Annotated in this window: 19 protein-coding genes; 11 read left to right on the forward strand and 8 right to left on the reverse strand. The window is 68.1% G+C overall.

What is annotated here, in order from left to right; all coding sequences use genetic code 11:
• The first annotated feature begins 16 nt into the window (after positions 1 to 16).
• The 3 genes from ACFPOE_RS06640 (at position 17) to ACFPOE_RS06650 (ending at position 2,655) form a co-directional block, all read left to right on the forward strand.
• Positions 17 to 493 carry an Lrp/AsnC ligand binding domain-containing protein gene (locus ACFPOE_RS06640; RefSeq protein WP_376849225.1) on the forward strand — a complete coding sequence of 159 codons (477 nt, stop codon included), beginning with the start codon at positions 17 to 19 and terminating at the stop codon, positions 491 to 493.
• Positions 494 to 517: 24 nt separating this feature from the next.
• Positions 518 to 2,011: a glycerol kinase GlpK gene (gene glpK / locus ACFPOE_RS06645; protein ID WP_376849226.1), complete on the forward strand. Its 1,494-nt coding sequence runs from the start codon at positions 518 to 520 to the stop codon at positions 2,009 to 2,011.
• A gap of 77 nt (positions 2,012 to 2,088) precedes the next feature.
• On the forward strand, positions 2,089 to 2,655 hold the full coding sequence (locus tag ACFPOE_RS06650; protein ID WP_376849227.1) for a DUF3617 domain-containing protein: 567 nt from the start codon (positions 2,089 to 2,091) through the stop codon (positions 2,653 to 2,655).
• Between the two features lie 36 nt (positions 2,656 to 2,691).
• Here ACFPOE_RS06650 and ACFPOE_RS06655 read toward each other — a convergent pair whose 3' ends face one another.
• Positions 2,692 to 3,393 (reverse strand): YggS family pyridoxal phosphate-dependent enzyme, encoded by a 702-nt coding sequence (locus tag ACFPOE_RS06655; RefSeq protein ID WP_376849228.1) that lies wholly within the window; start codon positions 3,391 to 3,393, stop codon positions 2,692 to 2,694.
• A gap of 40 nt (positions 3,394 to 3,433) precedes the next feature.
• Between ACFPOE_RS06655 and ACFPOE_RS06660 the strand changes: the two genes are divergently transcribed.
• The 4 genes from ACFPOE_RS06660 (at position 3,434) to ACFPOE_RS06675 (ending at position 7,326) form a co-directional block, all read left to right on the forward strand.
• A complete protein-coding gene (locus ACFPOE_RS06660) occupies positions 3,434 to 4,477 on the forward strand; it encodes a type IV pilus twitching motility protein PilT (protein WP_376849229.1) in 1,044 nt (347 codons plus the stop codon).
• Between the two features lie 34 nt (positions 4,478 to 4,511).
• A complete protein-coding gene (locus tag ACFPOE_RS06665) occupies positions 4,512 to 5,144 on the forward strand; it encodes a cyclic nucleotide-binding domain-containing protein (protein ID WP_376849230.1) in 633 nt (210 codons plus the stop codon).
• A 29-nt stretch (positions 5,145 to 5,173) separates the two neighbouring features.
• Positions 5,174 to 6,310, forward strand: a complete 1,137-nt coding sequence (locus tag ACFPOE_RS06670; RefSeq protein ID WP_376849231.1) for a PilT/PilU family type 4a pilus ATPase — start codon at positions 5,174 to 5,176, stop codon at positions 6,308 to 6,310.
• Between the two features lie 113 nt (positions 6,311 to 6,423).
• A complete protein-coding gene (locus tag ACFPOE_RS06675) occupies positions 6,424 to 7,326 on the forward strand; it encodes an NAD(P)-dependent oxidoreductase (protein WP_376849232.1) in 903 nt (300 codons plus the stop codon).
• Between the two features lie 142 nt (positions 7,327 to 7,468).
• On the opposite strand, the gene ACFPOE_RS06680 is transcribed toward ACFPOE_RS06675, so the two are convergent.
• Both ACFPOE_RS06680 and ACFPOE_RS06685 read right to left on the reverse strand, forming a co-directional pair.
• Positions 7,469 to 8,116, reverse strand: a complete 648-nt coding sequence (locus ACFPOE_RS06680; RefSeq protein ID WP_376849233.1) for a BON domain-containing protein — start codon at positions 8,114 to 8,116, stop codon at positions 7,469 to 7,471.
• Entirely contained in the window at positions 8,113 to 8,712 is a 600-nt protein-coding gene (locus tag ACFPOE_RS06685) for a phosphoheptose isomerase (RefSeq protein WP_376849234.1), read from the reverse strand. Before ACFPOE_RS06685 ends, ACFPOE_RS06680 begins: the two co-directional genes overlap by 4 nt.
• 109 nt (positions 8,713 to 8,821) lie before the next feature.
• Here ACFPOE_RS06685 and ACFPOE_RS06690 point away from each other — a divergent pair, with 109 nt between their 5' ends.
• Genes ACFPOE_RS06690 through ACFPOE_RS06700 form a run of 3 tightly spaced genes read left to right on the forward strand, consistent with a single transcriptional unit; the run spans position 8,822 to position 11,087 of the window.
• Positions 8,822 to 9,592 carry a basic amino acid ABC transporter substrate-binding protein gene (locus ACFPOE_RS06690; protein ID WP_376849235.1) on the forward strand — a complete coding sequence of 257 codons (771 nt, stop codon included), beginning with the start codon at positions 8,822 to 8,824 and terminating at the stop codon, positions 9,590 to 9,592.
• An 18-nt stretch (positions 9,593 to 9,610) separates the two neighbouring features.
• Complete coding sequence (locus tag ACFPOE_RS06695) at positions 9,611 to 10,378, forward strand: amino acid ABC transporter permease (RefSeq protein ID WP_376849236.1); 768 nt, start codon at positions 9,611 to 9,613, stop codon at positions 10,376 to 10,378.
• Positions 10,365 to 11,087, forward strand: coding sequence for an amino acid ABC transporter ATP-binding protein (locus ACFPOE_RS06700; protein WP_376849277.1), 723 nt, complete (start codon positions 10,365 to 10,367; stop codon positions 11,085 to 11,087). Before ACFPOE_RS06695 ends, ACFPOE_RS06700 begins: the two co-directional genes overlap by 14 nt.
• A 2-nt stretch (positions 11,088 to 11,089) precedes the next feature.
• Here the strand turns inward: ACFPOE_RS06700 and ACFPOE_RS06705 are convergent, their stop codons facing one another.
• Positions 11,090 to 11,467, reverse strand: coding sequence for a YraN family protein (locus tag ACFPOE_RS06705; protein WP_376849237.1), 378 nt, complete (start codon positions 11,465 to 11,467; stop codon positions 11,090 to 11,092).
• Here ACFPOE_RS06705 and rsmI point away from each other — a divergent pair.
• Positions 11,467 to 12,390, forward strand: coding sequence for a 16S rRNA (cytidine(1402)-2'-O)-methyltransferase (gene rsmI / locus ACFPOE_RS06710; RefSeq protein ID WP_376849238.1), 924 nt, complete (start codon positions 11,467 to 11,469; stop codon positions 12,388 to 12,390). The two genes, ACFPOE_RS06705 and rsmI, sit on opposite strands and share 1 nt — an antisense overlap.
• A 35-nt stretch (positions 12,391 to 12,425) precedes the next feature.
• On the opposite strand, the gene ACFPOE_RS06715 is transcribed toward rsmI, so the two are convergent.
• The 4 genes from ACFPOE_RS06715 to ACFPOE_RS06730 all read right to left on the reverse strand — a co-directional run bounded on the left by ACFPOE_RS06715 (position 12,426) and on the right by ACFPOE_RS06730 (position 16,760).
• Complete coding sequence (locus tag ACFPOE_RS06715) at positions 12,426 to 14,471, reverse strand: primosomal protein N' (RefSeq protein WP_376849239.1); 2,046 nt, start codon at positions 14,469 to 14,471, stop codon at positions 12,426 to 12,428.
• A 364-nt stretch (positions 14,472 to 14,835) separates the two neighbouring features.
• Entirely contained in the window at positions 14,836 to 15,930 is a 1,095-nt protein-coding gene (hemE, locus tag ACFPOE_RS06720; protein WP_376849240.1) for a uroporphyrinogen decarboxylase, read from the reverse strand.
• A gap of 19 nt (positions 15,931 to 15,949) precedes the next feature.
• Positions 15,950 to 16,330 (reverse strand): response regulator, encoded by a 381-nt coding sequence (locus tag ACFPOE_RS06725; RefSeq protein ID WP_376849241.1) that lies wholly within the window; start codon positions 16,328 to 16,330, stop codon positions 15,950 to 15,952.
• Positions 16,331 to 16,439: 109 nt separating this feature from the next.
• Positions 16,440 to 16,760 carry a hypothetical protein gene (locus ACFPOE_RS06730; RefSeq protein WP_376849242.1) on the reverse strand — a complete coding sequence of 107 codons (321 nt, stop codon included), beginning with the start codon at positions 16,758 to 16,760 and terminating at the stop codon, positions 16,440 to 16,442.
• Between the last annotated feature and the right edge of the window lie 30 nt (positions 16,761 to 16,790).

The raw sequence follows: 16,790 nt of genomic DNA on the forward strand, positions 1-16,790 counted from the left end.
CAAATCACTAGCAGTGGTGGCCGATCTTGCGAATCTGGATCGCATCGACCTGCGCATCCTGGACGCCCTGCAGCGCGACGGCCGGCTGTCCAACCTGAAGCTGGCCGAGGCGGTGGCCCTGTCGCCGACGGCGGTGCTGGCCCGGGTGCAGCGGCTGACGCGCGAGGGCTACATCCTGGGCTACGAGGCGCGGCTCAACCCGATGCAGCTGGGCGCCGGCATGCTGGTGTTCGTGGAGGTGCTGCTCGATCGGACCACGCCCAACGTGTTCGAGGCCTTCAAGGCGGCGGTGCAGGTGCATCCCGAGATCATGGAGTGCCACATGGTGGCCGGCGGCTTCGACTACCTGCTCAAGACCCGGATGGCGGACATGCGGGCCTACCGCGATTTCGCCGGCACCGTGCTGTGGCAGCTGCCGGGCGTGCGCGAAACCCGCACCTACGCGGTGATGGAGGAAGTCAAGAGCAGCACCCGGCTGCCGCTGCCTGTGTAGGATGCCCGCTGCTGGAGACCACCAATGACCTATCTGCTGGCCCTGGACCAGGGCACCTCGAGTTCGCGCAGCATCGTGTTCGACGAACTCGGCAACATCGTCGCGCAGGCCCAGCAGGAGCTGCCGCAGATCTATCCGCAGCCCGGCTGGGTCGAGCACGACCCGATGCAGATCTGGAACGGCCAGCTGGCGACCGCGCGCGAAGCGCTGGCCAAAGCCAAGCTCAAGGCCGCAGACATCCGCGCCATCGGCATCACCAACCAGCGCGAGACCACGCTGGTGTGGAACCGCAAGACCGGCCGGCCGGTCCACCACGCCATCGTCTGGCAGGACCGGCGCGGCGAACCGGTCTGCGCGCAACTGCGCGAGCAGGGGCAGGCCGCGAAGATCCAGCAGCGCACCGGCCTGCTGATCGACTCCTACTTTTCGGCCACCAAGATCAAGTGGTTGCTGGACAACGTGGCCGGTGCGCGGGAGCAGGCGCAGCGCGGCGAGCTCGCCTTCGGCACGGTGGACAGCTGGCTGCTGTGGCAGCTCACCGGCGGCAAGCTGCACGCCACCGACGTCAGCAACGCATCGCGCACCATGCTGTTCGACATCCACCGCAACCAGTGGGACGCGGAGCTGCTGGCGATGCTGGATGTGCCGGCGTCGATGCTGCCGCAGGTGCTGCCGTCCAGCGCGCAATACGGGTCCACCGACGCGGTGCTGCTGGGCGCGCCGATCGCGATCGGCGGGGTGGCCGGCGACCAGCAGAGCGCGCTGTTCGGCCAGGCCTGCTTCAAGGCCGGCATGGCCAAGAACACCTACGGCACCGGCTGCTTCCTGCTGATGCACACCGGCGGGCATTTTCAGACCTCGGCCAACGGCCTGCTCACCACCAGCGCGGCGCAGACCGGTGCCGAGCCGGAGTTCGCGCTGGAAGGCAGCGTGTTCGTCGGCGGCGCGGTGGTCCAGTGGCTGCGCGACGGCCTCAAGGCGATCAAGGGCAGCGAAGAGGTGCAGGCGCTGGCGCAAAGCGTTCCCGATTCGGGCGGCGTGATGGTGGTGCCGGCCTTCACCGGGCTGGGCGCGCCTTACTGGAAGCCCGACGCGCGCGGCACCATCACCGGCCTGACGCGCGGCACCACCGCGGCCCACATCGCCCGCGCCGCGCTGGAGAGCATCGCGTACCAGAGCGCCGCGCTGCTGCTGGCCATGAGCCGCGACGCCACTGCCGCCGGCGGCACGCCGGTGAGCGAACTGCGGGTGGACGGCGGCGCCTGCGTCAACGACCTGCTGATGCAGTTCCAGGCCGACCTGCTGGGCATCCCGGTCGTGCGTCCCGCCGTCACCGAAACCACCGCGCTGGGCGCCGCTTACCTGGCCGGCCTGTCCAGCGGCGTGTACCGCAGCCGCGACGAACTGTCGGCGCTGTGGCGGGCCGGGCGCCGCTTCCTGCCGACGCTGGAACGCAGCCGCGCCGGCGAACTGATGGCGCAATGGGAGCACGCGGTGCGGCAGGCGACGGCAGCCTGAGGAGGCCGGGAAAGCGCTGATGCCCGCCGCCGGCAGCCCATTTGACAATCGCTGATCTTGAACTTCAGGAAACCGACATGACCAAGCACCACTGCGCCATTGCCGCCCTCGTCGCCGCCGCCGCTGCCTTGCCGGCCGCCGCCCAGACGCTCAAGCCGGGCCTGTGGGAGATCACCAACAAGATGCAGAGCGGCAGCGGGCAGATGGAGAACGCCATGTCGCAGATGCAGCAGCAGATGGCGTCGATGCCGCCCGAGCAGCGCAAGATGATCGAGGAGCAGATGGCCAGGTCCGGCGTCAAGATGGGCTCCGCCGGTCCGGCCGGCGGCATGAGCGTGCGCATCTGCATGACCAAGGAGATGGTCGAGAAAAACGAGATGCCGGCGCAGCAGGGCGACTGCAAGACCACCGCGCAGAGCCGCACGGGCAACACCATGAAGATGGCCTTCGCCTGCACCAACCCGCCCTCCAGCGGCGACGGCCAGATCACCTTCAACGGCTCGGAGTCCTACTCCAGCAAGATGAACGTCACCACCACCATGCAGGGCAGGCCGGAAAAGATGACCATGGAAGGCAGCGGCAAGTGGCTGGCCGCCGACTGCGGTGAGATCAAGCCGTTCCGCCAGCCGTTGCCGAAGAAATAGGCTGATGTCCTGCCGGACCCGATCCGGCCTTGCGGATCAAGCCCGCGACGACAGGGGCGGCCGGCCGCCGAAGATCGCGGTGCCAACCCGCACCATCGTGCTGCCGGCCAGGATCGCCGCTTCGAGGTCGGCGGTCATCCCCATCGACAGCGTGTCCAGCGGCAGGCCCGCTTCCCTGAGCTGGTCGAACAGGGCGCGCGTGCGCATGTGCAGCGCGCGCTGCGCGGCGAAATCGTCCACCGGCTCCGGGATCGTCATCAGGCCGCGCAGTTTCAGGCGGGGCAGCGCGGCGATCTCCGCGGCCAGCGCCGCCACGTCTTTCGGCGCGACGCCGGCCTTGGTGGCGCCGCCGTCGATGTTCACCTGGATGCACACTTGCAGCGGCGCCAGCTCCGGCGGACGCTGCTCCGACAGCCGTTGCGCGGTCTTGAGGCGGTCGATGCTGTGCACCCAGTCGAAGTGGCCGGCCACCAGCCGGGTCTTGTTGCTCTGCACCGGGCCGATGCAATGCCACTGCAGCGGCAGGTCGCGCAGCAGCGCGATCTTCTCCACCGCTTCCTGGATGTAGTTCTCGCCGAAGGCGCTTTGGCCCGCTTCATACGCCTGGCGCACTGCGTCCGGGCCGAAGGTTTTCGACACGGCAAGCAGCGTGACATCGGTCACGGGGCGTTGCGCCTGCGCACAGGCATCAGCGATCCGTTGGTGAACTCGCTGGAGGTTGTTTCGAATCGTGGTCATAATTAACCGGCACTAGAGCAACCAACTACCGAGGGGATCCGTGGATATTACCCAGCTGCTGGCGTTCAGCGTCAAGAACAAGGCATCCGACCTGCACTTGTCCGCCGGCCTGCCGCCGATGATCCGGGTCCACGGCGACGTGCGGCGCATCAATGTCGACGCGCTTGACCACAAGCAGGTGCACGGCATGGTGTACGACATCATGAACGACACCCAGCGCAAGATGTACGAGGAATTCCTGGAAGTCGACTTCTCGTTCGAGATCGACGGCCTGGCGCGCTTCCGGGTCAACGCGTTCAACCAGCAGCGCGGCGCCGGTGCCGTGTTCCGGACCATTCCCTCCAAGATCCTGACGCTGGAGCAGCTCAACGCGCCCAAGATCTTCGGCGAGCTGGCGCTCAAGCCGCGCGGCATGGTGCTGGTCACCGGCCCCACCGGCTCGGGCAAGTCCACCACGCTGGCGGCGATGGTGAACTTCCTGAACGAAACCGAATACGGCCACATCCTGACGGTGGAAGACCCGATCGAGTTCGTCCACGAGTCCAAGAAGTGCCTGATCAACCAGCGCGAGGTGGGCAACATGACGCTGTCGTTCGCGGCGGCGCTCAAGTCGGCGCTGCGCGAAGACCCGGACGCGATCCTGGTGGGCGAAATGCGCGACCTGGAAACGATCCGGCTGGCGATGACGGCCGCGGAGACGGGCCACCTGGTGTTCGGCACGCTGCACACCTCGTCGGCGGCCAAGACCATCGACCGGATCATCGACGTGTTTCCGGCCGACGAGAAGGAAATGGTGCGGGCCATGCTGTCGGAATCGCTGCAGGCCGTGATCTCGCAGACGCTGTGCAAGACCAAGGACGGCACCGGCCGGGTCGCGGCGCACGAGATCATGCTGGGCACCTCCGCCATCCGCAACCTGATCCGCGAGGCCAAGGTGGCGCAGATGTATTCGGCCATCCAGACCGGCAACAGCTTCGGCATGCAGACGCTGGACCAGAACCTCACGGACCTGGTCAAGCGCAACATGATCAGCCCGGCCGAGGCGCGCGGCAAGGCCAAGATCCCGGAAAACTTCCCGGGCTGAGGCCCGCGCCGCCGCGGCCAGCCAAGGAGGAACGATGAACGAAGGCAGCGATCGGACCCAGCGCGGCGGCCTCAGGGCGGCAGCCGAACGGCCGGATCCCCTTCTGTTCAGCAGCGCCTTCGACGACCTGGGGGTCGATCCTTCCAGGCTCGTGGCGTGGAGCGCGCGGGCTGCGGCGATCGGTGCCAGCGCGCTGCCGCCGGACCATGGCACCGCCCTGCTGCGTTCGCTGTGGAGCCGCGACAAATACATGGGGCGCCTCGGCGTCGCCGCGATCGGCCGGCTGGAGCGCTTCATCGACTTCGCCATGGTGGCGGCCGGGCGCAACGTCATCGAGCAGGACGAGCACGGCAATTTCATGATGGTGCTTCTCAGCGGCAGCGTCGCGGTGGACCGGCGCCAGCCCTGGGGCGAGCTGATGCGCATGGCGGAAGCGCGGCCCGGGGATATCCTGGGCGAAATGTCGCTGCTGGACAGCGGAATGCGCTTCGCCCGCTGCACCACGCTCACCCATTGCGAGATCGGCGTGCTGGACGCGGAAGCGCTCGACGGCATGATGGCCACCGACCCCGAGCTGGCCGCCAGCCTGATCGCGCTGCTGGCGCGGCGGCTGTCGCTGCGGCTGCGCACCGTCGGCGCGCGGGTCTCGGACCGCAAGACTTTCTGAAGCAGCGAAGAATTTAGCGAGGACTTTCCATGGAACGCGACCAGGCAACCAAATTCATCAACGACCTGCTCAAGCTGATGGTCAGCCGCAACGGCAGCGACCTGTTCATCACCGGCGACTTCCCGCCCGCGATGAAGGTGGACGGCAAGGTCACCAAGGTCTCGCCCCAGCCCCTGAACAGCGGCCACACGCTGGCGCTGGCGCGCTCGATCATGAGCGACAAGCAGGCCGCCGAGTTCGAGCGCACCAAGGAGTGCAATTTCGCGATCTCGCCGCCCAACATCGGGCGCTTCCGCGTCAACGCATTCGTGCAGCAGGGCAAGGTGGGGATGGTGCTGCGGGTCATTCCGCAGGTGCTGCCGACCATCGACGGGCTCGGCGTGCCCCAGGTGCTCAAGGAGGTCGCGATGTCCAAGCGCGGCCTCACCATCCTGGTGGGGGCCACCGGCTCGGGCAAGTCCACCACGCTGGCGGCGATGGTGGACTGGCGCAACGAGAACTCGTACGGCCACATCATCACCATCGAGGACCCGGTGGAGTTCGTCCATCCGCACAAGAACTGCGTGGTCACGCAGCGCGAGGTGGGGCTGGACACGGACAGCTGGGAAGCGGCGCTGAAGAACACGCTGCGGCAGGCCCCGGACGTGATCCTGATGGGCGAGATCCGCGACCGCGAGACGATGGAGCATGCCGTGGCCTTCGCCGAAACCGGCCACCTGTGCCTGGCCACCCTGCACGCCAACAGCGCCAACCAGGCGCTGGACCGGGTGATCAACTTCTTCCCGGAAGAGCGCCGCGCGCAGTTGCTGATGGACCTGTCGCTCAACCTCAAGGCCTTCATCTCGCAGCGCCTGGTGCCCAAGCAGGACGGCAAGGGCCGCGCGGCCGCGGTGGAGATCATGCTCAACACGCCGCTGATCTCCGACATGATCTTCAAGGGCGAGGTCTCCGAGATCAAGGAGATCATGAAGAAGAGCCGCAACCTGGGCATGCAGACCTTCGACCAGGCGCTGTACGACGCCTACGAGAACAACGTCATCACGTACGAGGACGCGCTGCGCAACGCCGACTCGGTCAACGACCTGCGCCTGCAGATCAAGCTCAACTCGCAGCGCGCCAAGACCCAGGACCTGTCCGCTGGAACGGAACACCTCGCGATCGTCTGAAGCAGCTGTCGTCCCGGGCTTGACCCGGGACCCAGACGGTGGAATGCAGATACCGTCGATCAGGAAGGGCCAAAATAGCGCCATCCGCAACCCCTTCTTTCAGGACGACGACCATGGCCAGCACCAACCCGAAAACCTATGAACCTACGGCGCCCCGCAAGGTCGCCTTCCTCGGCCTGGGCGTGATGGGCTCGCCGATGGCGGGGCACCTGGCGCTGGCCGGGCACCATGTCACGGTCTACAACCGCAGCGCGCCGAAGGCCGAGGCCTGGAAGAAGGAGTTCAAGGGCCATTCGGCGGCGACGCCGGCACTGGCCGCCAAGGATGCCGATTTCGTCTTCTGCTGCGTCGGCAACGACGACGACCTGCGCAGCGTCACGCTGGGCGAGGAGGGCGCCTTCATCGGCATGAAGAAGGGTGCCATCTTCGTCGACCACACCACCGCCTCGGCCGACATCGCGCGCGAACTGCAGGTGCAGGCGCAGGCGCTGGGGCTGCAGTTCGTGGACGCACCGGTGTCGGGCGGGCAGGCGGGCGCCCAGAACGGCATGCTGACGGTGATGTGCGGCGGCGACAAGGCCGCCTTCGAGGCCGCCCGGCCGGTGGCCATGGCCTTCTCGCGCGCCTTCACGCTGCTGGGCGCGGCCGGCGCCGGCCAGCTGGCCAAGATGGTCAACCAGATCGCCATCGCGGGGCTGGTGCAGGGGCTGTCCGAGGCGATCGCCTTCGGCCAGCAGGCCGGCCTGGACATGAACCAGGTGCTGGAGGTGATCGGCAAGGGCGCCGCCCAGAGCTGGCAGATGGACAACCGCGGCAAGACCATGATCGAAGGCAAGTTCGAGTTCGGCTTCGCCGTCGACTGGATGCGCAAGGACCTGGGGCTGGTGCTGGACGAAGCCAAGCGCAACGGTGCCCGGCTGCCGGTGACGGCGCTGGTGGACCAGTTCTACGCCGACGTGCAGGCCGCCGGCGGCCGCCGCTGGGACACCTCCAGCCTGATCACGCGGCTGAAGTGACCGAAGGCGGCAATGCCCGCCGCGGTCATCCCGGGCTGGACCCGGGATCCATCCTGTTCCCATCCGCGGAGTTGCTGGCGCGGCCCCGTCCGGATCCCGGCTCGAGGCGGGATGACAGCCACTCGGACCGGACGACAGCCGTCTAAGGCTTCGCGCTGGTCGGCGACGTGGGCGCCAGCTGGGTCTGGATCCGGCGCATCTCTTCCTCGCTGATCAGCTCGAAGATCCGGACCACCCGCTGCACGCCGTTGATCTGGCGGGCGATGGCCGTGGCGCGGTCGGCTTCCGGCGGCGTCACCCGGCCCATCAGGAAGACCGTGCCGCGCTCGGTCACCACCTTGAAGGCGCCCGCGTACAGGTCTTTGGCGTCCACCAGCGAGGCCTTGACCTTGCCGGTGATCAGCGTGTCGTTGGAGCGCTGCACCAGCGTGCTGGTGCCGGCCACCACCAGCTCGTTGACGATCAAACGCACGTTCTCCACCCGCGAGATCAGCTGCTCGGCCTGCTGCTTGGCCGCGTCGCTGGGCACCTCGCCGGTCAGCAGCACCTGCCGGTTGTAGCTGGTGACGTTGATGTGCGCGCGGTCGCCGAAGGCATCGCGCAGCCGGCTGGCGCCGCGCAGCTCGATGGTTTCGTCCTCCAGCTGGGTGCCGGACGTGCGCCGGTCAGCGGCGACCATTGCCGACATCGCGGCGCCGCCGACCACCAGCGGAACGCACGCACTCAGCGTGCCGGCCAGCGCTGCAGCCAGCGCGATGGCCAGGATGGGTGACGGGAGCTTCGATGTCATGTTGGGGATTCCTGTTCGCCGAGAAGCTGGGTGTCCACGCCGTCGCAGATGCAGTGCAGCACCAGCAGGTGCACTTCCTGGATCCGCGCCGTGCGGTCGTGCGGCACGCAAATGTGGACGTCGGTCTCGCGCAGCACGTTGGCGATCTTGCCGCCGCCGCGCCCGGTCAGCGCCACCACGCTCATCTCGCGCTCGTGCGCCGCTTCGATCGCCGCCAGGATGTTGGCGGAGTTGCCGCTGGTGGACAGCGCCAGCAGCACGTCGCCGGCCTGGCCAAGGCCGCGCACCTGCTTGGCGAAGATGCGGGTGAAGTCGTAGTCGTTGCCGATCGCGGTGAGGATGGAGCTGTCGGTGGTCAGCGCGATGGCGCCCAGCTCGGGCCGCTCGCGCTCGAAGCGGCCGATGAACTCGGCCGAGAAATGCTGGGCGTCGGCGGCCGAACCGCCGTTGCCGCAGGCCAGCACCTTGCCGCCGCTGGTCACGCAGGCCAGCACCGCCTGCACGGCGGCGGCGATCGGCTTGCTCAGCGATTGCGCGGCCTGGTACTTCAGGTCGGCGCTGTCGATGAAATGCTGTTGGATCCGTTGTTCGAGCATGGCTGGGGATGATAACCGGGGCCTGCCGGGCGCAAGCCCGCGCCTGCAAGTCGGTTAACCTCGACGGTTTTGCGCGCAGCGCGCATCCCACCCCCGGAAAGGACCGTTCATGACCATCAAATCCCTGGCTCGCCTTGCCGCCGCCATGCTGGCGCTGTGTGCGTGCGCCTGCGCTTTCGCCCAGAACAAGGAGCTGGTGGTCGGCTCCAGCGCCACCTATCGCCCGTTCGCCTACGAAAATCCCAGCAAGGAAATCGTCGGCTACGACGTCGACATCATCAAGGCGGTGGCCCAGAAGGCCGGCCTGCAGATCAAGATCGTCAACACGCCCTGGACCGGCATCTTCGCGGCGCTGAACAACGGCGATCTCGACCTGGTGATCTCCGGTGTGACCATCAACGACAAGCGCAAGCAGTCCTACGACTTCACCGCGCCCTATTTCGAGGCCCGCCAGCTGATCGCCGTCCACAAGGACGCCAACGTCCGCAGCCTGAAGGACCTGGCCGGCAAGAAGATCGGCGTCGTCACCGGCAGCACCGGCGACGACACGGCCTCACGCGAATTCGGCAAGACCAATCCCGACATCCGCCGCTTCGAGAGCACGCCGGTGGTGATCTCCGAACTGGCCAACAACGGGCTGGATGCCGCCATCGGCGACAACGGCGTGATCGCCTTCCGGGCCCAGGAACACGCGCAGCTCAAGACCGTCGCCGACCCGGCGTTCCCGAAGGAATATTTCGGCATCGTGGTCAAGCAGGGCAACAAGCCGCTGCTGGCCAAGCTGAATGCCGGCCTCGCCGCGATCAAGGCCGACGGCAGCTACGCGCAGATCTACAAGAAGTGGTTCCAGGCCGAGGCGCCCGCCCTGCCCGCGCAATAAGCCGTTCGCCGCTCGCCGATGGAACAGGTCCTCTGGTTCGGCTGGTTCCGCGCCGACATCATCGCGGAGTACGCGCCGCTGTTCTGGCGCGGCCTGGCGATGACGATCGCGCTGACGCTGATCTGCATCGTGCAGGGCACGGCGCTGGGGCTGGCGATCGGCATGGCGCGGGTGGCGCAGGCGCGCCATGCGCCGGCCCGGCAGCTGTGCCGCTACCTGCTGCGCTGGCCGTCCACGGTGTACGTGAGCTTCTTCCGCGGCACGCCGCTGTTCGTGCAGATCCTGCTGATCCACTTCGCGGTGCTGCCGCTGTTCATCAATCCGGCCGACGGGCTGCTGATCTCGGGCGAGACCGCACGTCACCTGAAGCAGAACTACGGCGCCTTCCTGTCCGGCGTGGTGGCGCTGACGCTCAATGCCGGCGCCTACATCTCGGAGATCTTCCGCGCCGGCATCCAGTCGATCGACCGCGGCCAGGTGGAGGCCTCGCGCTCGCTCGGCATGTCATTCCCGCGCACGATGTACCACGTGGTCCTGCCGCAGGCGTTCCGCCGGATGCTGCCACCACTGGGCAACAACGCGATCTCGCTGCTGAAGGATTCGTCGCTGGTCTCGGCCATCGGGCTGGCGGAACTGGCCTACGCCGCGCGCACCGTGGCCGGCGCCTATTCGCGCTACTGGGAGCCGTACCTGACGATCTCCCTGATGTACTGGCTGCTCACGCTGGGCCTGGCGTACGCCGTCAAGAAGCTGGAGGCTCGGTATGGACGAGGTGATTCGCGTTGAGGGCCTGACCAAGCAGTTCGGCGACCTGCAGGTCCTGCGCGGCATCGATTGCACCGTCAAGGCGTCCGAGGTGGTCTGCGTGATCGGGCCGTCGGGCTCGGGCAAGAGCACCTTCCTGCGCTGCCTGAACGGGCTGGAAGAGGCATCGGGCGGCCAGGTACTGGTGCACGGCGTCTCGGTGCACCAGCCCAGGACCGACGTCGACGCGCTGCGCTCGGAGATCGGCATGGTGTTCCAGCGCTTCAACCTGTTCCCGCACATGACGGTGCTGGAGAACATCATGCTGGCGCCGCTGAAGGTGCGCCGGCTGGGCTTGGCGCAGGCTCGCGGCCGCGCGACCGTGTTGCTGGAGAAGGTGGGGCTGATCGACAAGATCGACGCCTATCCCAACCAGCTGTCGGGCGGCCAGCAGCAGCGCGTCGCCATCGCCCGGGCGCTGGCGATGCAGCCGCGCATCATGCTGTTCGACGAGCCGACCTCGTCGCTGGACCCCGAGATGGTGGGCGAGGTGCTGGCCGTCATGCGCGCGCTGGCCGGCGAGGGCATGACCATGGTGGTGGTGACGCACGAGATGGGCTTTGCCCGCGAGGTGGCGAACCGGGTGATCTTCATCGACCAGGGCGTGATCGTGGAGGAGGGCGATCCCGCGGTCATCTTCTCCAGCCCGGCGCAGGAGCGCACCCGCGCGTTCCTGGGCAAGGTGCTGTAGCCTCAGCCGGCGTCGAAGGCCGCCTGGAGCCACTCGATCCGCCCGCCTTCCAGCGCGACGACGTCGAAGCGGCAGGGCGGCTGTTGCGGCAGCCGGGCAAGGTAGTGCCGCGCCGCGAACACCACACGCCGCTGCTTGATGGCGCCGACGCTGGCGGCGGCGCCGCCGTAGCTGGCACTGGCCCGCCTGCGCACCTCCACGAACACCAGCGTGCCGTCGCGATCGCGCATCACCAGGTCGATTTCGCCGCCGCCGCGGCCGGGGGTCCGATAATTGCGCGCTACGAGCCGCAGGCCGGCCGCCTCCAGGTGGGCGAGCGCGCGGTCCTCGGCGGCATCGCCGGCCTGCTTGGTGGTGGCCGTCTTCCTGGGGAATTCCATTGAGCGCTTCTTTCGCTTCAGCCCTGGCCGCCGCGCGCGATGCGGCGGCGTCACAGCATTATCCGCAGGGGGCGCTGTATGTCGTGGCGACCCCGATCGGCAACCTGGCGGACATCAGCCTGCGGGCGCTGCACGTGCTGCAGCTGGCCGACGTGGTGGCCTGCGAGGACACCCGCCACACGCAGTCGCTGCTGCGCGCCTATGGCATCGACAAGGCGCCGGCGCAGCTGCTGGCGCTGCACCAGCACAACGAGCACGAGGCCGCCCAGGCGGTGGTGGCCCGGCTGCAGCAGGGCCAGCGGGTGGCATACGCCAGCGATGCCGGCACGCCGGCGGTCAGCGATCCCGGTGCCCGGCTGGTGGCGGCGGTGCGCGAGGCCGGGCTGCGCGTCGTGCCCCTCCCTGGCGCCAGCAGCATCACCGCGGCGATCAGCGTGGCCGGCGCGCATGGCGACGACGGCGGTTTCGTGTTCGGCGGCTTCCTGCCGTCCAAGGCCGGTGAGCGCGACGCCGCGGTGCAGCTGCTGGCGCGCGAGCCGCGGCCGGTGGTGCTGCTGGAGGCGCCGCACCGGGTCGAGGCCCTGGCCCGGGCGCTGGCGGTGCTCGGCCAGCGGCCCATCACCGTCGGGCGCGAACTGACCAAGCAGTTCGAGGAAGTGGCCACGATGGCCTGCGCGGCGCTGCCGGCGTGGCTGGCGGGGGAGCCGTCGCGCACGCGGGGCGAGTTCGCGCTGGTGCTGCACGGCACGCCGCAGCCGCAGGCCGAGGACGACGGCCAGCGGGTGCTGGAGTTGCTGCTCAAGGAGCTGCCGCTCAAGGGCGCGGTGAAGCTGGCGGCGGAGATCACCGGGGGGTCGAAGAACGAGCTGTACGAGACTGCCTTGCGATTGAAGCGTCTGGATCCCGGGTCCAGCCCGGAATGACTTTGCCATTGCGGGCTTGACCCGCAAGCCAGCCCTCAGATCGCCAGCGGGTCCACGTCCACCGCCCAGCGGATCATTCCCTTCTCCCGGGTCGCCTGCAGCACCGGGTGCCAGGCCGCGAGGAAGCGCTGCAGCGCCGCACGGGAAGCGCTTTCCACCAGCATCTGGGCCCGCTCCACGTTCGCCACCCGCTGCACGCTCATCGGCACCGGCGAATACAGCATGACGCGGTCGGCCGCCTCGATGCCGGCGGCGGCCGCGGCGGCGGCTGCCAGGAAGGCCTGCGCCCCCTCCTGGGTGCGCGCATCGGCCCGCACCAGCGCCTGGAAGCCGAACGGCGGCATGCCGGCCTGTTCCCGCTCTTTCAGCTGCTGCGCCGCGAACGCCGGGTAGTCGTGCTGGCGCAGCGCGGCGAACAGCGGGTGGGTGGGATGGAAGGTCTGCACCCACATCTCGCTGCTGCCGGATTGGATGGCGTCGCGGCCGGCCCGGCCGGCGGCCTGCATCAGCAGGCCGAACAACCGCTCGGGCGCGCGGAAATCGGCCGAGAACAGCGCCGAGTCGGCGTTGAGCGCCGCCACCAGCGTGATGCGGCGGAAGTCGTGGCCCTTGGTGATCATCTGCGTGCCCACCAGCACGTCGACTTCGCCGGCGTGCACCTGCGCCAGCTGCACTTCCAGCGATCCCTTCAGCCGCGTCGTGTCGGCGTCCATCCGCGCGATGCGCACCGGCTCGCCGCCCGGGCGCCGGGTGCCCGCCAGCAGCTGCGCCAGGCTCTCTTCGAGCCGCTCGGTGCCGCGGCCGACCGGCGCGATGTCGACGTTGCCGCACAGCGGGCAGGCCCGCGGCACCCGCTCGGTGAAGCCGCAGTGGTGGCAGCGCAGCGTGCGGTCGATCTTGTGGAAGACGCGAAAGGCGCTGCAGTTGGGGCACTCGCTCTTCCAGTCGCAGGCGGTGCAGGCCAGCACCGGCGCGTAGCCGCGGCGGTTCAGGAACACCAGCGACTGCTCGCCGCGCGCGATCCGCTGCGACACCGCATCCAGCAGCTGGGGCGAGAACACCGTCTTGTGCGGCTGCAGGTTCATGTCGACCAGCCGCACCTTGGGCAATTGCGCCTGGCCGATGCGCGATGGCATCACCAGCCTGGTGTAGCGGCCCTTCTCGCAGGCCTGCCAGCTCTCCAGCGAGGGCGTGGCCGATCCGAGCAGCACCTTGGCGCCTTCCAGCCGGCCCCGGTACACGGCCAGGTCGCGCGCCGAATAGCGCGCGCCCTCCTGCTGCTTGTAGCTGGGGTCGTGTTCCTCGTCGACCACGATCAGCTTGAGCCCCGGCATCGAGGCGAACACCGCCATCCGCGTTCCCAGCACCACCCGTGCCGCGCCGCTATGGGCCGCCAGCCAGCTCTTGAGCCGCTGCGGATGGGTCATGCCGCTGTGCAGCGACACCACGTCGGCAGCGCCGAAGCGCGCGACGAAGCGCTCCTCCAACTGCGGCGTGAGATTGATCTCCGGCACCATCACCAGTGCCTGCGCTTGCGGCTCGCGCTCGAACAGCCGCTGCACCGCCTGCAGGTAGACCTCCGTCTTGCCGCTGCCGGTGGCGCCGAACAACAGGAAGCAGCCCGTGCCGGCCTCGAAGGCGTCGAGCGCCGCCGCCTGTTCCGGGGTCGGCGCCGCGGCGATCTGTCCCGCGGTGGCGGGCGCGGGACCCGCGGTCCGCTTCATGCGCCGCGCGACCTGCTCGGCGCTCAGACCGCGCAATTGCGGCGGCAACGCCATCAACGCGACTTCGCCAAGTCCGCGCTGGTAATAACTGGCGGCGAAAGATACAAGTTCTCGCCAACGCGCAGTCAGCGGCGCGATCCCGTCGAGCACGCCTGCGATCGGCTTGAGTTCGTACTCCGGCGCGGCATTGTCGAACTGCGCTTCCGGATCCCAGACGACGCCCAGCAGCTCGCGTCGACCCAGCGGCACGCGCACCAGTGTGCCGGGCGCGAGTGGAAACTCACTTCGATAGCTCAGCGGCCCGCCCAGCGTACTGTGGGCCGGCGTCGGCACCACGACCGACAGCTGGCAGGTCACGAAAAACCGCGGTTAGCCGCTTCTGTTGAGGTCGTCTGGCGAAACATCGGCTAAGTCTTTGATTCGTATGCGGTTTGAAGCTGAAGTCTGTTTTATGTGGATAACTTTGTTGACAACCGCCCCACTTGCGTTCGCAAGCCCTTGAAATTGCAGGGCCGGGCTGGATTGTCAGGAAAAAACACCATGAGAAATCATTAATGAAATCAACAACTTGCAAACGCTCTGGATTTTGTAGCAGCAGCTCCGGGAAGCGCCTGGTTGTGCAGCGCCGCAACACAACTTTTGTGCATAAGTCAAGTCGGAGGCGCCGAATTTTCAACCAGTTGTCAGCTAGGGAACATCCTGATGACGAATTTGCGGGACATCACTTTTGTCCGCGCATGCGGCGCGAATGGGCGTGGACCGCATCCACCAGCACCGAGACGTGTTCGGGCGGCGTGTGCTGGCTGATGCCGTGGCCGAGGTTGAAGATGTGGGTCGGGCCGGTGCCGGCGCCGGTGTGCGGCGCGCCGAAACTATCGAGCACCTTCCGGGCCTCGGCCTCGATGCGAGCGGGCGGCGCGAACAGCACGTTGGGGTCGAGGTTGCCCTGCAGCGCCTTGCGGTCGCCCACCAGCCGGCGCGCCTGCGCCAGGTTGACCGTCCAGTCCACGCCCAGGACCTCGCAATCGAGCTGCGCCATCTGCTCCAGCCAGAGCCCGCCGCCCTTGGTGAAGACGATCCGCGGGATCGCCGCGCCTTCCCAGGTGCGGTGCAACTTGGCCAGCACCTGCGCCGTGTACGCCAGGCTGAATTCGTGGAACGCGGCATCTGCCAGCACGCCGCCCCAGCTGTCGAAGATCATCACGGCCTGCGCGCCGGCCTCGATCTGCGCGTTGAGATAGAGCGCGACCGCGTCGGCGTTGACCTGCAGCATGCGGTGCATCAGGTCGGGGCGGCTGTACAGCATGGTCTTGACCAGCCGGTAGTCGTCCGAACCGGCGCCCTCGACCATGTAGCAGGCCAGCGTCCACGGGCTGCCGGAAAAACCGATCAGGGGTACCCGGCCGTCCAGCGCGCGCCGGATCGAGGTGACCGCGTCGAACACGTAGCGCAGCTTGTCCATGTCCGGCACCGCCAGCGCCTGCACCGCGGCTTCGTCGCGCACCGGCGAGGCGAAGCGGGGACCCTCGCCGAGCGCAAAGCTCAGCCCCAGGCCCATCGCGTCCGGCACCGTCAGGATGTCCGAGAACAGGATCGCGGCGTCGAGCGCGTACCGCTCCAGCGGCTGCAGCGTGACCTCGGTCGCGTAGTCCACATTGGTGGCCAGGCCCATGAAGCTGCCGGCACGGGCGCGGGTGGCGCGGTATTCGGGCAGATAGCGGCCGGCCTGGCGCATCAGCCATACCGGCGTGTGCGGCGTGGAAAGGCGCTGGCAGGCGCGCAGGAAACTGTCGTTGCGCAGGGGCGGGAAGCTCATGCCCCGATTGTCGCAGGCCCTACGCGCCGGGGGAGGGGTGGGCCAGGGCCCCGCAGAAGGCCAGGAAAGCCTGCAGGTCGTCGCCCTTCTGGAAGGCGGCATCCGCGCCCAGCTTGACGCAGTGCTTGCGGATTCCTTCGGTGGCGTAGTCGCTGAACACCACCACCTTGCTGCCGGCCGGCCGGTTGCGCGCCTTGGCGACGACGCCGAGGCCGGTGCCCTGTTCCAGGATCAGGTCGATCACGGCCAGGTCCCATTTGCCCTCGTTTTCCTCGATCCAGAGGTTGGCCTCGGCCTCGGTGGAGACCGAGTGGACCAACTGGAAGTCGCCGACGGTGGCGAGCAGGTCAAGGACAACTCCGCGCACCTGCGGGAGATCTTCGACCAGCAACAACTTCACCGGCACATCCACCTCACTTCATTTCACGACTCAACGTTGTTCGGGCCTGTCCGGCATTCTTGCCCATCCGCCGGGATGGCGCTCACCGTGGTGTCCAAAGGTAAGGCGCTCAGGCCGGCGGGCGGCTGGCGAGCTCGCGTTCGAGCCGCTCGCGCTCGGCAACTTCCTCCTGCAGCAGGTCCGTCACCACCTGCAGTTCGTCCGCGGCTTCCTGCACCTTTTCCTCGATGGCCTCGTTCTGCGACAGCGCGCGCTGCACCTCGCCGGAGCGCTTCACGCTGTCCGGCAGGCTGTGGCCCAGCACTGCGTTGGTCAGCCCCAGTTCGGCGCTGGCAACTTCCAGCTGGTCGCGGACTTCGCTGGTCTTCTGGCGCGCCTGGTACAGCGGCCGGCTGGGCCGCGCTGCCGAGGTCTGGACATTCATCTGCATCGGATTTCCCCGTTACTCGTGACCAGTCAA

The organism is Caenimonas terrae, assembly GCF_042655405.1.
GTDB classification, from domain to species: domain Bacteria; phylum Pseudomonadota; class Gammaproteobacteria; order Burkholderiales; family Burkholderiaceae_C; genus Ramlibacter; species Ramlibacter terrae_A.